Below are 13,563 nucleotides of genomic sequence, written 5' to 3' on the forward strand. Positions count from 1 at the left end.
GGCCGCGCCCGGCCGTCATCCCAGGCTGTAATCAGTTATCCACCGTTTTTCAGGTAGCCCCTATCGGGCTGCCGGCAGTTGTGAAATATGAGCAAGAAACCTTCCCGCAAACCCGCCAAGCCGAAGCCGAACCGGCATAATCCCCCTTCCAAATCCGCGCGCCGGAGCCATGTGCCTTCGGCGGCTGCGGCGGCGTCGCAATCCATTTCGCTGCTGGCGGATATGCTGTGGCTCTTGGTGCTGCTGCTCACGGTGTGCCTGGCGCTGGCGCTGGCAAGCTTCACCATGGAAGACCCGGCCTGGTCGCGCAGTATTCCCAACGATGCGGCGCCGCGCAATCTGGCGGGGCTCGCGGGGGCTTATACGGCGGATGTGGCTTATTATTTGTTTGGGCTGTCGGTGTGGTGGCTGCTGCTGGCGGCGGCGGTGTGGCTGTATCACAATTTCCGCAGCGTGAAGCAGAGCAGCGAGAAGCCGTATCACTTGGGCATGGGCTTGGGCGGGGCGGCGCTGTTGCTGTTTGGCAGCCCGCTTTTGGAGGCGGCGGCTTGGTCGGCGGAATTGCGCGAGAGCCTGCCGATGGGCGCGGGCGGCTTAATCGGGCAGTCGATTGGCGGCGGTTTTACGCGGCTGTTGGGGGTGTCGGGCAGCCTGCTGGTGCAGGTGGTGCTGATTGTGGCGGGGCTTTCGCTGCTGTTGCAGGTGTCGTGGCTCACGCTTTTGGAAAAGGCGGGGGCGCAGCTGGAATGGCTGTGGTATCGGCTGATCCGCCGGCCGCACCAGTTTGTGCGCGAAATGCCGAATGCGAAGTTTGCCCGCCGTATGGTGCGCGCGGCGAAAAGCATCACGGCGGAAGAGGTGGAAACCGTGGCCGGCGCCAGCAGCAACCGCAAGCCGGTGGCGGTGCAGATTAGCCAGCCGGCTGAGCAGAGGCTACCTGAAAAACCGGCGCCGGAGCGGCAGAAGGATTTGTTCGACCCGAAACGCCACGCGGAAGACGGCGAATACCGCCTGCCCGAGCTGGATTTGCTCACGCGCCCGCAGGAGCACAAATCGGAAATCAACCCCGAAGCGCTGCAACGCATGGCCGAGCGCATCGAAGCCAAGCTGGCGGAGTTCGGCATTCAGGTAACCGTGGTGAGCGCCACCGCCGGGCCGGTGATCACGCGTTTTGAAATCGAGCCGGCGCAGGGCGTGAAGGGCAGCCAGATTACGCATCTTGCCAAAGATTTGGCGCGCTCGCTTTCCATGCAGTCGGTGCGCGTGGTGGAAACCATCTCCGGCAAGAGCACCATGGGCATCGAAGTGCCGAACGAGAAGCGGCAGGAAGTGCTGCTGCGCGAGATTTTCTCCTCCCCGGTGTTCACCGAGGCGCAATCCAAGCTCACCGTGGCGCTGGGCAAGGATATTGCCGGGCAGCCGGTGGTGGCCGATTTGGGCAAAATGCCGCACCTCCTGGTGGGCGGCATGACCGGCTCGGGCAAATCGGTGGGCGTGAACGCCATGATTATGTCGATTCTGTATAAGGCCGCGCCGGATGAAGTGCGCTTCATCATGATCGACCCGAAAATGCTGGAGCTTTCCGTGTATGAAGGCATCCCGCACCTGCTCTGCCCGGTGGTAACCGATATGCGCGAGGCCGGGCAGGCGCTCAATTGGTGCGTGGCCGAAATGGAAAAACGCTACCGCCTGCTCTCCCACGCCGGCGTGCGCAACCTGGCCGGCTTCAATCAGAAAGTGGCCGAAGCCGCCGCAGCCGGCAAGCCGCTGCCCAACCCCTTCAGCCCCAATCCCGACGAGCCCAAGCCGCTGCAAAAGCTGCCCTATATCGTGATTGTGATTGATGAATTGGCCGATTTGATGATGACCGAGAAAAAGGCGGTGGAAACGCAAATCGCCCGCCTGGCACAAAAAGCCCGCGCCGCCGGCATGCACCTCATCGTGGCCACACAGCGCCCCAGCGTGGACGTGGTAACCGGCCTGATTAAAGCCAACATCCCCACCCGCATGGCCTACACCGTGCAAAGCCGCATCGACAGCCGCACCATCCTCGACCAAATGGGCGCCGAAGACCTGCTCAAATACGGTGATTTGCTCTTCCTCCAGCCCGGCAGCGCCGAGCCCGTGCGCCTGCAGGGCGCCTTTGTGAGCGACCACGAAGTGCACGAAGTGGCCTCCTTCGCCAAACGCCAGCAGGGCGCCGACTACATCGAAGGCCTGCTCTCCGGCGAAGCCGCGCAGGAAACCGTGAACGCCGTGCACCCCAATGCCGGCAGCGACGAAATGTTCGACCAAGCCGTCGCCTTCATCCTGGAAAGCCGCAAAACCTCCATTTCCTCGCTGCAACGCCAGCTGCGCATCGGCTACAACCGCGCCGCCAACCTGATGCAGGCGCTGGAAGACGCCGGCATCGTCTCCCCCGCCGATGTGAGCGGCGCGCGCAAAATATTGGCCAGGAAGGATGATTTGTAGCGCAACTTTTCAGGTAGCCTTTGGCAACAGAAAAGGCTACCTGAAAACAAGCAACGTAGGCCGGGCATTCATGCCCGGCAAAGCAGCAATATTTTTCAGGTAGCCCCAAGCACACAACAGGCTACCTGAAAAACAAAACCGGCTTGCCAACCCTTTTCAGGTAGCCCAACAACAACACAACACCCAACCACACCGCAAGGAACACCCGCCCATGCCCCACTTCCTTCCCGAGCCGCCCCACGGCAGCCACCCCACCCGCGTCGGCATCCTGCTCATCAACCTCGGCACCCCCTCCGCCCCCACCGCCGAAGCCGTACGCCCCTATCTGCGCCAATTCCTCTCCGACCAGCGCGTGGTCGAGCTGCCCCGCCTGCTGTGGCAGCCCCTGCTGCGCGGCCTCATCCTCCCCTTCCGCGCCAAAAAAAGCGCCCACGGCTACCGGCAAATCTGGCAGCCCCAAGGCTCCCCGCTGGCCGTGTTCACCGCCAAACAAGCCGCCGCCCTGCAAAAACTGCTGCCGCAAGTATTGGTGGAGCACGCCATGTCCTACGGCGAGCCCTCCGTGGCCCACACCCTCGCCACCATGAAAGCCCAAGGCGTAGACCGCCTGCTCGTGCTGCCCCTCTATCCCCAATACGCCGCCAGCAGCAGCGGCGCCGCGCTCGATAAAGTGCTGAACGAACTTGTCAAACAGCGCAACCAAATCAGCCTGCGCACCATCAGCCGCTTCTACAACCACCCCGACTACATCCAAGCCATGGCCGCCCACATCCGCGCCTACTGGCAGCAGCACGGCCGCGGCCAGCGCATCCTCTTCAGCTTCCACGGCATCCCCGAAGCCTCCGTGCAACAAGGCGACCCCTACGCCGCCGAATGCCGCGCCAGCGCCCAACTCTTGGCCGAAGCCCTCCACCTCTCCCCCCAAGAGTGGTATCTCGCCTTCCAAAGCCGCTTCGGCCGCGCCCGCTGGATTGGCCCCGCCACCGACCAACTGCTCACCGAGCTCCCCGCCAAACACAATATCCGCGAGCTCGACCTCTTCTGCCCCGGCTTCGTGAGCGACTGCCTCGAAACCCTCGAAGAGCTCGCCATCCAAGGGCGCGAACAATTCCACGAAGCCGGCGGCCAAACCTTCCGCTTCATCCTCTGCCTCAACGACAACCCCGTCTTCATCGAAGCCCTCGCCGACATCGCCCTGGAAAACCTCGGTGGCTGGGTGTAGTGAAAAGCCGCCAGACTGGCTGAACACAGAAAAAGGCTACCTGAAAATTTAACTTCGCAAACACGCGCAAAGCTCATTTTCAGGTAGCCTTTATCCTTACCTTCCGGCAATTTATAGCGAATCAAATTGGCTTTCGATACCAGGCAGCGAGCCGCAGACAGTACAGGAGTACGGCAAGGCGAGCTAACACCGTAGCGAAAGTTAAGTTGGTTCGCTATAGCCTTTCAGGTAGCCATACACCGTAGCGAAAGTTAAGTTGGTTCGCTATAGCCTTTCAGGTAGCCATACACCGTAAAGCAAAACTCATTTTCCACATACGGAATACTGAAGCGCTCCAATATCGCGCGGATGCCCGCGCTGTTGTCCACAATTTCCGGCGCAATCAAATGCCCGCGGAACACCGAACGCAATTTGCGGATTTTCACCCATTCGATGTCAAACATTGGATAGAAATGCTCATCGCCCCAATCGCCGATTGCCACCGTGGTTTCCACTATGGCTTGCTCAACTTCTGCTTCCGATATTTCATCAAACAAATACTTGATTTCATAGGCCGGCGCATTTTCCCACTCGTCCATCGCCCCGCGCAGCTCCCGCCATTTGGTGTTGTTCATCGCCCCCACCAGCCCATGTTGCCGCACAAATTCGCGCACGCGGCGGCGGTAGCGTTCTGCTTTGCTTTTGAGCCCTGCCTGTTCGTCTGTTTGTGTCTGCATGATGTTCTCCTTTCCCGCCAGGCTACCTGAAAACCGAAACGCCCTGCCGCTGTGATTTTTAGCTTCGCAGAAACTCCGCTTCCTTCGGCAGCTTCGTTTTAACCTCGTTGAAGCTGCGTTTTCAGGTAGCCTTCCGGATTGCCGCGCCCTACTCCGGCCAAAACGCCGATACCAGGCTGATGGCGTTGTTTAGCATATGAATCAGCACCGGATATTTCAAATCTTTGGTGTGCAGATACGCGCCGCCCAGCACCAGTCCCATGGAAAAATACAGCAAAAAGGCAGGCTCCGCGGGCGGGTTGTGCAGGCTGCCGAACACAAAGGCCGAAGCCGCCAGCAAGGCCAGGCGTTTACCGCGGCCGTGCGGCACGCCGAAGCTCTGGAAGAAAATGCCGCGCAGCAACAGCTCTTCCAGCAGCGGCGCCAGCAGCACGATATACAGCACCATCGGCAGCGGCAATTGGCGCACCAAATGCAGCAAAATCTGCTGGTTGGCCAAATTGTCCACCCCCACATCCACGCCCAGCGCGCGCATCAGCGACTCATACAGCGGCCCCACGGCAAGCAGAAGCAGCAGGTAGCCCGCCGCGAGCAGCAGCTTTTTGGCGCAGATCGGCTCAGACAGCGCCAGGAAATGTCCCTTGGCGCCGCGCCGGTAAATCCGGGCAAACCAATACACCACCGCCCCGCCCGCCGCGCCAAACAGCAGCGTTTCCACGCCCTGCGCCGCATACCAAGCCATGCCGCCTGCCGCGTGCCAGCCCTGCACCGCGTTGGCATATATGAACAATCCCGCCAACATCGGCAACGCAGTCATCACCAGCAGCAGGCCCAGCAGCCGCAGCACGGCCAGCACGTTATCGCGCACCGCAACCCCCTTCCTTCGGCTTGCTGGCCAAGATGTTGATTACCTTGCGGCCGGATTTTTCAGGTAGCCTTTCGTCTTCTTCATCGCGCGGCGCATCAAACGACACCGTTTCGCTGTCGAACGCCAAATCGCCGCCATGTTTCAAGCTCTGGCCGCGTTGCAGGTTGGCGAAGTCAAACAGTTCGGTATCGGCCAAATGCGAGGGCACCACGTTTTGCAGCGCGGAAAACATGCTTTCGATGCGGCCGGGGAAGCGCTTGTCCCAATCTTTCAGCATCTCGCCCACCACCTGCCGCTGCAAATTCGGCTGCGAGCCGCACAGGTTGCACGGGATAATCGGAAACTGCTTCAGTTCCGCATATTTAATCAAATCTTTCTCTTTCACATAAGCCAGCGGGCGGATCACGATATGCTCGCCGTTGTCGCTCACCAGCTTGGGCGGCATGGCTTTGAGTTTGCCGCCGTAAAACATGTTTAAAAACAGCGTGGCGAGAATATCGTCGCGGTGGTGGCCGAGGGCGATTTTGGTGCAGCCCAGCTCTTTAGCCGTGCGGTAGAGGATGCCGCGGCGCAGGCGGCTGCATAGCGAGCAGGTGGTTTTGCCTTCGTCGAGCACGCGTTTTACGGTGGAATAGGTGTCTTCTTCCACGATTTTGAAGGGTACGCCGATGCTTTTCAGGTAGCCTGGGAGCACGTCTTCGGGGAAGCCGGGCTGTTTTTGGTCGAGATTCACGGCCACCAGCTCGAAATCAATCGGCGCGCTGGCTTGCAGCTGGCGCAGGATGTCGAGCAAGGCGTAGCTGTCTTTGCCGCCGGAGAGGCAGACCATGATTTTGTCGCCCGGCTCGATCATGTTGAAATCGTTGATGGCTTGGCCTACGGCGTGGCGCAGGCGTTTGTGCAGTTTGTTGGCTTCGTGTTCGGTTTTCGGTTTGTTCGACATGGCGCGGGTATGGGGCGGAAACGAAAAATGCGGGATTGTAACGCAGTGTAGGCGGATTTTATAGCAGGTAAATCAGCGCGGGAGCGGCTGAAAGAATGTGAAGAATACGGTACACTGCGCCTTGTTTTACCTATTTTGGCAGAGAAAGGATGCGAATGTTTGCAAATCGAGTGTTGGCGCTGTTGGTGTCGGTGTGGTTCGGGGCTTATGTGCTGGCGGGCTACGGCGTGGCGCCTTTGTTGTTCCAATCGCTGCCCAAGGAGCAGGCCGGCACGCTGGCCGGGGTGCTGTTTAGCACGGTGAACTATATCGGGCTGTTTGTGTGGGCGGTGGTGTATCTGGCCGGCGTTTCGGCGCGGCGGCAGTCGTTTGGCCGGGGAGGCAACAGCAAGCTTTCCTCGCGCTTGGTGGCGTTCACCTGGCTGCTGCTGGCGGTGTCGCAATTCGTGCTGGTGCCGCTCATCCGCGCGCTGCGCACGGGGCAAACGCATTGGCTATCCAACCTGCTCGGCGGCGAAATGGGCTTCTGGCACGGCATGTCGAGCAGCCTGTATATGCTGGTGAGCCTGCTGGGCTTGGTGCTGCTGATGCGGCTGGTGCGCTTCGAGTGGCATTAAAGGCTACCTGAAAAATGAAAGGCTACCTGAAAATATCTGCCGCAGGGTTTTCAGGTAGCCTTTTTCACGTTTGCCGCCCTTAATGCTTGCTGCCCCACCCCTGCGCCGATAAAATGCAGCCGTTCACATCCCAACACAAGGAAACCGCCATGCTGGCCAAAAAAATCCTCGACGAACTCGCCGAAAAAATCAGCAGCACCATCGCCGCAAGCCCGGTGAAAGATGCCGAGAAAAACGTGAAAACCCTGCTCGGCAGCACGTTTAACAAGCTGGATTTGGTAACGCGCGAAGAGTTCGACATCCAGCAGCAGGTGCTCATCAAAACCCGCGAAAAGCTGGCCGCCCTAGAAGCGCGCCTGGCCAAGCTGGAAGCCGCCGCCCCGGCAGCCGCCCTGCCCAACCGTTCCGAACAGCAATAGGAAGCGCGACATGAGCTTGGCGGTGGTATACAGCCGTGCCCTCAGCGGCATGGCCGCGCCCTTAGTGGAAGTGGAAGCCCACTTGGCCAACGGCCTGCCCGCGTTCAACATCGTCGGCCTGCCCGACACCGAAGTGAAGGAAAGCCGCGACCGCGTGCGCGCCGCCATCATCCAAAGCGGCTTCGATTTCCCCGCCAAGAAAATCACTGTAAACCTCGCTCCGGCCGACCTGCCCAAAGAATCCGGCCGCTTCGACCTGCCGATTGCCATCGGCATCCTCGCCGCCTCCGGCCAAATCGCCATCGCCCCCGAAGAGCTCGCCCGCTACGAAATGGCCGGCGAACTCGCCCTTTCCGGCTTATTGCGCCCGGTGCGCGGCGCACTGGCGATGGTGTGGCAGAGCACGCAGGCGCAGCGCCGCTTCATCCTGCCGCAGCAAAGCGCCGAACAGGCCGCGCTGATTGAAAGCGCCGAAGTGCTCGCCGCCGACAGCCTCGGCGCCGTGGCCGCCCACCTCAACGGCATCGCCGCACTCGAGCGCTGCCGCCCCGAAATCCACATCAGCAAAGAAACCCCCTATCCCGACCTGCAAGACGTAAAAGGCCAGCACACCGCCCGCCTCGCGCTGGAAATCGCCGCCGCCGGCGGCCACAGCCTGCTGATGAGCGGCCCGCCCGGCACCGGCAAATCCATGCTCGCCCAGCGCCTGCCCGGCATCCTGCCGCCCCTCTCCGACCACGAAATGACCGAAACCTGGGCGCTGCGCTCGCTGCTGCCCCAGCAGCACGGCTTCTCCCGCCGCCGCCCCTTCCGTTCGCCGCATCACAGTGCCAGCAGCGCCGCCATGGTGGGCGGCGGCTCCGACCCCAAGCCCGGCGAAATTTCCTTGGCGCACAACGGCGTACTCTTTCTTGATGAGCTGCCCGAGTTCGACCGCAAAGTGCTCGAAATGCTGCGCGAACCGTTGGAAAACGGCCTCATCCACATTTCCCGCGCCAGCCGCCAGGCCACCTATCCCGCCCGCTTCCAGCTCGTGGCCGCCATGAACCCCTGCCCCTGCGGCTACCTCGGCCACCCCGCCAAGCCCTGCCGCTGCACACCCGAGAGCATCGCCCGTTATCGCGGCAAAATCTCCGGCCCGCTCTTGGATAGGATTGATTTGATTATCGAAGTGCCCGCCTTCACCGCCGCCGAGCTCACCCAGGCCGCCCCCGGCGAAAGCAGCGCCGCCGTGTTGCAGCGCGTGCTCGCCGCCCGTGAAAGGCAATACCTCCGCCAAGGCAAAAGCAACGCCGAGCTTAACGTAAGCGAACTCGACGACCTCGCCACCATCGAGCCCGAAGCCAAAGCCGCCCTCTCCGCCGTGCTGGAAAAACTCTCCCTCTCCGCCCGCAGCTACCACCGCATCCTACGCATCGCCCGCACCCTGGCCGACCTCGCCGGCAGCGATAGCGTAAACCAGCGCCACGTCATGCAGGCCGTGAGCTTCCGCCGCACCCCGTCTTGAAAGGCTACCTGAAAAATCAAACGCGCCACATCCCCCAGCTCCAATCCATTTTTCAGGTAGCCTTTTCCCCTTCCCGCCAGCCAAACAGGCTACCTGAAAACCATTCCCGCCCGCCCAGCCTGAAAGAACATGTAAAAACCTTCCGCCGCCGCAAACGGTTTTGATAAAATGCGGCACATTTTTAGCAAGCCCTTTTCCCCATGCAAACCAAACCCCACGGCAAAGGCCTTTCCGGCTTTATCTTCGGCCTCCTGCTCGCCACCCTCATCATCGGCGTCGTGTTATATTTCCTCAACAACACGCCCTCCGGCATCAAGCAGCCCGAAGCCCCGAAAACCGACATCCAGCCCGAAATCCTCACCCCCCGCCAGCAGCGCGCACCCGACACCGCCGCCGGCAGCGACGCCTCCGGCAGCAGCGGCCACTACGCCCTGCCCCCCGGCGACATCACCGACAAACCGCCCGTGGCCGCTTCCGTGCCCGCCCAAGCCAGCGCCCCCGAAGCCCGCCCCGAGCAGCCCAAGCCGCAACAGCAGGCCAAGCCACGCGAGCCGCAGCGCAAACCCGAGCCTGAAGCCAAGCCCACCCCGCAGCAGATTCTGGAAAGCGGCAACGTAGAGCGCGCCCGCGAGCAGGCCAGGCGCGAACGCCGCGAAGCCGAAGCACGCGAAGCCCAGGCCAAAGCCGCCGAACAGCGCAACAGCCAGCGCGATGCCGAAGCACGCGGCAACAGCGGCGGCCGCTACATCGTGCAGATGGGCTCCTTCAACAACCCCGAAGCCGCCGATTCCCAACGCGCCAAACTCGCCATGCTCGGCATCGACGCCCGCGTGAGCAGCAGCCAGCGCAACGGCCAAACCGTATACCGCATCCAAAGCGGCCGCCTCAGCCGCGCCCAAGCCGACGCCTTAAGCCAGCGCCTGCGCGGCAACGGCATCGACAGCCTCACCCGCCAAGCCGACTAACCCCATTCCACCCACCACGAAAGATTAAAATGAAACTGAAAGCCCTATTCCTCGCCGCACTCACCGTTTTCGCCGTCGGCACCGCCCAAGCCAAAGCCGTGGAAAACACCGACTACATCGTGCGCACCAACGTCATCAAGCCCGTAAACCCCAACAAAATCGAAGTAACCGAATTCTTCGGCTATTTCTGCGTTCACTGCCAACACTTGGAGCCCGCCCTCGAGCAGCAAAGCAAACGCTTCGCCTCCGACACCGTGCTGCGCCAAGAACACGTGGTGTGGCAGCCTGCGCACCAAACCCTGGCCCGTCTGCTCGCCGCCGTGAAATCCACCGGCCTCACCCGCCAGGCCAACCAGCCCATTTTCAAAGCGCTGATGGACGGCAAAGTAACCGACGAAGCCAGCCTGAAAAACTGGATTCAGCAGCAGCCCTACGGCAGCCGCCTGCTCGCCGCCTATAACAGCCCGCAGGCCGCCGCCGCCGCCCAAATCATGCAGCAGCAAACTGTTACCTACAACATCACCAAAACTCCGGTCATCATCGTGGGCGGCAAATACGAGCTCACCGACTCCAAAAACATGCAGGTGTTGCAGGAGCTGATTGAGAAAGTGCGCGCCGAACGCGGCATGCCCGCCCCCGCCCCGCGCGCCACCGTGCGCAGCCGAGCCGCCGGGCTTGCCGGCCAGGCCAACCGCTAAACCGCGCCTGGATTTTCAGGTAGCCTGTAGCCGGGACTATGGGCTACCTGAAACATTTTTCAGATTGTTTTCAAGAGTTTCACCATGAGTTTGCTCCTCGCCTTCAAAGCCCTGATTCTCGGCATCGTGGAAGGCCTCACCGAATTCCTGCCCATCTCCAGCACCGGTCATCTGATTGTGGCCGGCAGCCTGATCGGCTTTGATGCCGAAAGCCATGCCGTGTTCAACATCGCCATCCAGCTCGGCGCCATCCTCGCCGTGGTGTATGAATACCGCGCCCGCTTCCTCCATGTGGCCACCCATTTGGGCAAAGACCGGCTGGCCAACCGCTTCGTGCTCAACCTCGCCATCGCCTTCGTTCCCGCCGCCGCCGTCGGCCTGCTGCTAAATGATTTTATTGAAAAAGTGCTGTTCAACCCGGTGAGCGTGGCCGCCGCGCTGGTGGTGGGCGGCTTTTTGATTTTGTGGATTGAAAAACGGCAGAGCCGCATCCCACCGAGGGTGCGCAGCGTGGACGATATGCGCCCGCGCGACGCGCTTGCCGTGGGCCTGTTTCAGATTTTGGCGCTGATTCCCGGCACTTCCCGCTCCGGCAGCACCATCATGGGCGGCATGGTGTGGGGGCTCGACCGCAAAACCGCCACCGAGTTTTCCTTCTTCTTGGCGGTGCCGATTATGGTGGTCGCTTCCGGCTACAGCATTTTAAAAAACCTGAGCGCCTTCAGCGCGCAGGTTTTCGGCCTGATCGCCGTGGGCTTTATTGCCGCTTTCGTGTCCGGCCTGGTGGCGGTAAAAGCCTTGCTGCGCTTTGTGTCGAGCAAAAACTTCGTGCCCTTCGCCTACTACCGCATCGTGTTCGGCGGCATCATCCTGCTCACTTGGCTGGGCGGCTGGGTGAATTGGTAAACCCGTTTCCGGCAAACTGCTTGTCTCTGCAATGAAGGCTACCTGAAAAATTTCAGGTAGCCTTTATCCTTCCCATATAGTGGCTTAACAAAAATCAGGACAAGGCGACGAAGCCGCAGACAGTACAGATAGTACGGCAAGGCGAGGCAACGCAGTCCTGGTTTAAATTGAATCCACTATATCTATATCATCGGCCGTTCAAACGTTTGCTGCATAAGCAAGGCTACCTGAAAACCCTAAACCGGTTTTCAGGTAGCCTTCTTCATGCAGCCCTACTCCGCTTTCGCCGCCTCCTGCGCCGCCTTATCTTGCTCCAGCCTATTCGCCTGCTCCTGCTGTAATTCCTCACGCAGCCGCTGGCGGAAACGACCCGCCGCGAAATGATAAAATGGCTGCGGGCAGAATTGGCGCGCAATCACCGAAGCGGCAATCGACGACACCAGCATCCAAAACAGCAGCGACTGGCTGCCCGTCATCTCCATCACCACCACGCTGGCCGTGAGCGGCGCCTGCGTGGCCGCCGCCAGAAACGCCGCCATGCACAGCAGCGCCAAAATCGCTACCGGCGCCGTATCGCCGCCAATCTGCGCAATGTGCACCCCCAGCACCGCGCCGATGGCCAGCGACGGCGTGAAAATCCCGCCCGGAATGCCCGCCCAATACGACAGCACCGTGGCCGCCCACTTCGCCCCGGCCAGGCCCGGCGTCAAATTCGTGTGCCCGTGCAGCGAAGCGGCCGCGATGGCGTAGCCCGTGCCGTAGGTTTGGCCGTCAAACAGCACGCCCAAAGCCGCCAACATCAGGCCGAAAATGCCCGCCAGCCAAATCGGGTGCCGCCGCATCCAGCTGCGCCACTTCGGCGGCGCCAGCCAAGTGGCACCCTTGCTCAGAAAACGGGCAAACAAACCGCCCGCCGCCCCGCACACCACCGCACACAACAGCGCCCATTGCAGCATGTTTTCCACCGGCTGCCCGGCGTTGAAGCCCTGAAAATACGTGCTGTTACCCTCAATCGCCACCAAAAAGAAACCCGCAGCCAGCACGCCGATAAAAATCTGCCGCTCCCAGTGCAACGACACCGAACGCCCCAGCTCCTCAATCGCAAAAATCACCCCGGCCAGCGGCGCATTAAACGCCGCCGCCAAACCGCCAGCCGCGCCGGCCGCCAGCAATTCTTTTTCCTGCAAACGCTTAAACGCCAAATTGTAGCGTTTGCACCAGCTGCCCCAAGCCAGCATCACCGCCGCACCCACCTGCACCGACGGCCCCTCGCGGCCCACCGAAGCCCCGGCCAACATGCCCAAAAATGTGAGCGGGATTTTCAAAATCGTGCGACCCAATGCCACCAAACGGTTGCCGCCCTTCACTTTCGGCATCGACAGCGTGGCCAGCACCTGCGGGATGCCGCTGCCCGCCGTATAAGGCGCAAAACGGCGCGTGAGCCACACAATCAGCATCAGCCCCAAGGGCAGCACCGCAAATGCCGCCAGCGGATATTGCCGCGCCCATTCCCGGTTTAGCTCCAGCGCATAATCCGCCAGCTTGGCAAAGCCCAGCGACACCAGCGACACCAGCGCCGCGCCCATCAGCAGCAGAATCACCGCCGCCGTTTTGCGCGACAGCCGCTGCGTTTGCTTGATTTTGTGCGACAAACCCCTGCCGATTTTGCCGCTCACCTTAATGCCTAATCGTTTCATACCGTTTCTATCCGCCGCAGTTCGGAAACAGCCTTGGCTTCAGCCAATTGCCGAGCGTTCCGAGCCGCCGTTTAATGTAAACACACACAAACATTTCTTTGCGCATTATAGCAAACCGCATGCCAAGCGTAAGCCGCTGCCGCAAACGCCCGCGCCAAACCCGGCTTTTGGCGGAATAAAATCCAGCAATCTCAAGCCGCTCACCAAAAACCGCGCATTTCCCGCACAAAACATCTTGCCTTTTACGCACGTTTCCTATATTATCCGCCGTTCCGAATTCGGAGTAGTGGCTGAGAGGCTGAAGGCACACCCCTGCTAAGGGTGCATATGGGCTAAAACCTGTATCGAGGGTTCGAATCCCTCCTACTCCGCCAACATCCAAACTCCCCAACCTGGCGGTTGGGGAGTTTGCTTTGCGCGAATGATAAAAGGCTACCTGAAAACCCTTCCGGCTTGGCCGATACCTTCAATTCAGCTGTCTCCTGCCAGCTTTCCCCAAGCCAATCGCCCGCCCAAATCCGCTATAATCCCGC

13 protein-coding genes, 1 tRNA gene and 1 pseudogene are annotated in these 13,563 nt (G+C 60.9%); 11 read left to right on the forward strand and 4 right to left on the reverse strand.

Annotated elements, in window-relative coordinates:
• The first annotated feature begins 87 nt into the window (after positions 1–87).
• Both LG371_RS11535 and hemH read left to right on the forward strand, forming a co-directional pair.
• On the forward strand, positions 88–2,472 hold the full coding sequence (locus LG371_RS11535; protein ID WP_225748576.1) for a DNA translocase FtsK: 2,385 nt from the start codon (positions 88–90) through the stop codon (positions 2,470–2,472).
• A gap of 211 nt (positions 2,473–2,683) precedes the next feature.
• Complete coding sequence (hemH, locus tag LG371_RS11540) at positions 2,684–3,694, forward strand: ferrochelatase (protein WP_225748577.1); 1,011 nt, start codon at positions 2,684–2,686, stop codon at positions 3,692–3,694.
• 251 nt (positions 3,695–3,945) lie between these two features.
• Here hemH and LG371_RS11545 read toward each other — a convergent pair whose 3' ends face one another.
• From LG371_RS11545 to ttcA, 3 genes are all read right to left on the reverse strand, one after another.
• Positions 3,946–4,410 (reverse strand): DUF6678 family protein, encoded by a 465-nt coding sequence (locus LG371_RS11545; RefSeq protein ID WP_067591631.1) that lies wholly within the window; start codon positions 4,408–4,410, stop codon positions 3,946–3,948.
• 148 nt (positions 4,411–4,558) lie between these two features.
• Positions 4,559–5,278 (reverse strand): CPBP family intramembrane glutamic endopeptidase, encoded by a 720-nt coding sequence (locus LG371_RS11550; RefSeq protein WP_067591634.1) that lies wholly within the window; start codon positions 5,276–5,278, stop codon positions 4,559–4,561.
• On the reverse strand, positions 5,268–6,221 hold the full coding sequence (gene ttcA / locus LG371_RS11555) for a tRNA 2-thiocytidine(32) synthetase TtcA (protein ID WP_067591637.1): 954 nt from the start codon (positions 6,219–6,221) through the stop codon (positions 5,268–5,270). Before ttcA ends, LG371_RS11550 begins: the two co-directional genes overlap by 11 nt.
• A 155-nt stretch (positions 6,222–6,376) precedes the next feature.
• Here ttcA and LG371_RS11560 point away from each other — a divergent pair, with 155 nt between their 5' ends.
• The 8 genes and pseudogenes from LG371_RS11560 to LG371_RS11595 form a co-directional block, all read left to right on the forward strand.
• On the forward strand, positions 6,377–6,838 hold the full coding sequence (locus LG371_RS11560; protein WP_067591640.1) for a DUF4149 domain-containing protein: 462 nt from the start codon (positions 6,377–6,379) through the stop codon (positions 6,836–6,838).
• Between the two features lie 149 nt (positions 6,839–6,987).
• A complete protein-coding gene (locus tag LG371_RS11565) occupies positions 6,988–7,257 on the forward strand; it encodes an accessory factor UbiK family protein (RefSeq protein ID WP_067591894.1) in 270 nt (89 codons plus the stop codon).
• A gap of 10 nt (positions 7,258–7,267) precedes the next feature.
• Positions 7,268–8,764 carry a YifB family Mg chelatase-like AAA ATPase gene (locus LG371_RS11570; protein ID WP_225748578.1) on the forward strand — a complete coding sequence of 499 codons (1,497 nt, stop codon included), beginning with the start codon at positions 7,268–7,270 and terminating at the stop codon, positions 8,762–8,764.
• Positions 8,761–8,928: a hypothetical protein gene (locus tag LG371_RS11575; protein WP_156503493.1), complete on the forward strand. Its 168-nt coding sequence runs from the start codon at positions 8,761–8,763 to the stop codon at positions 8,926–8,928. The genes LG371_RS11570 and LG371_RS11575 overlap by 4 nt, the downstream gene beginning before the upstream one ends.
• A 36-nt stretch (positions 8,929–8,964) precedes the next feature.
• Positions 8,965–9,729 carry an SPOR domain-containing protein gene (locus tag LG371_RS11580; RefSeq protein ID WP_067591646.1) on the forward strand — a complete coding sequence of 255 codons (765 nt, stop codon included), beginning with the start codon at positions 8,965–8,967 and terminating at the stop codon, positions 9,727–9,729.
• Positions 9,730–9,758: 29 nt separating this feature from the next.
• Positions 9,759–10,427, forward strand: coding sequence for a thiol:disulfide interchange protein DsbA/DsbL (locus tag LG371_RS11585; protein ID WP_225748579.1), 669 nt, complete (start codon positions 9,759–9,761; stop codon positions 10,425–10,427).
• 84 nt (positions 10,428–10,511) lie between these two features.
• The gene (locus LG371_RS11590) at positions 10,512–11,333 is read left to right on the forward strand and encodes an undecaprenyl-diphosphate phosphatase (protein ID WP_225748580.1); all 822 of its coding nucleotides are present in this window, start codon (positions 10,512–10,514) and stop codon (positions 11,331–11,333) included.
• Positions 11,334–11,416: 83 nt separating this feature from the next.
• A pseudogene (locus LG371_RS11595) lies at positions 11,417–11,566 on the forward strand (IS5/IS1182 family transposase); the annotation flags it as partial.
• A 39-nt stretch (positions 11,567–11,605) separates the two neighbouring features.
• Here the strand turns inward: LG371_RS11595 and LG371_RS11600 are convergent.
• On the reverse strand, positions 11,606–13,030 hold the full coding sequence (locus LG371_RS11600; RefSeq protein ID WP_067591659.1) for a chloride channel protein: 1,425 nt from the start codon (positions 13,028–13,030) through the stop codon (positions 11,606–11,608).
• Positions 13,031–13,310: 280 nt separating this feature from the next.
• Here LG371_RS11600 and LG371_RS11605 point away from each other — a divergent pair.
• Positions 13,311–13,404 (forward strand) — tRNA-Ser (locus LG371_RS11605).
• The last annotated feature ends 159 nt before the right edge of the window (positions 13,405–13,563 follow it).

The sequence above is a fragment of the Eikenella sp. Marseille-P7795 genome, from assembly GCF_916618725.1.
Classification (GTDB): Bacteria; Pseudomonadota; Gammaproteobacteria; order Burkholderiales; family Neisseriaceae; genus Eikenella; species Eikenella longinqua.

Bases quoted from the DNA above. Each gene is read 5' to 3' on its own strand.
- LG371_RS11565 (WP_067591894.1), top strand. From the start codon at position 6,988: ATGCTGGCCAAAAAAATCCTCGACGAACTCGCCGAAAAAATCAGCAGC.
- LG371_RS11570 (WP_225748578.1), top strand. From the start codon at position 7,268: ATGAGCTTGGCGGTGGTATACAGCCGTGCCCTCAGCGGCATGGCCGCG.
- LG371_RS11580 (WP_067591646.1), top strand. From the start codon at position 8,965: ATGCAAACCAAACCCCACGGCAAAGGCCTTTCCGGCTTTATCTTCGGC.
- LG371_RS11535 (WP_225748576.1), top strand. From the start codon at position 88: ATGAGCAAGAAACCTTCCCGCAAACCCGCCAAGCCGAAGCCGAACCGG.
- ttcA (WP_067591637.1), bottom strand. From the start codon at position 6,221: ATGTCGAACAAACCGAAAACCGAACACGAAGCCAACAAACTGCACAAA.
- LG371_RS11545 (WP_067591631.1), bottom strand. From the start codon at position 4,410: ATGCAGACACAAACAGACGAACAGGCAGGGCTCAAAAGCAAAGCAGAA.
- LG371_RS11585 (WP_225748579.1), top strand. From the start codon at position 9,759: ATGAAACTGAAAGCCCTATTCCTCGCCGCACTCACCGTTTTCGCCGTC.
- LG371_RS11590 (WP_225748580.1), top strand. From the start codon at position 10,512: ATGAGTTTGCTCCTCGCCTTCAAAGCCCTGATTCTCGGCATCGTGGAA.
- hemH (WP_225748577.1), top strand. From the start codon at position 2,684: ATGCCCCACTTCCTTCCCGAGCCGCCCCACGGCAGCCACCCCACCCGC.
- LG371_RS11600 (WP_067591659.1), bottom strand. From the start codon at position 13,030: ATGAAACGATTAGGCATTAAGGTGAGCGGCAAAATCGGCAGGGGTTTG.
- LG371_RS11560 (WP_067591640.1), top strand. From the start codon at position 6,377: ATGTTTGCAAATCGAGTGTTGGCGCTGTTGGTGTCGGTGTGGTTCGGG.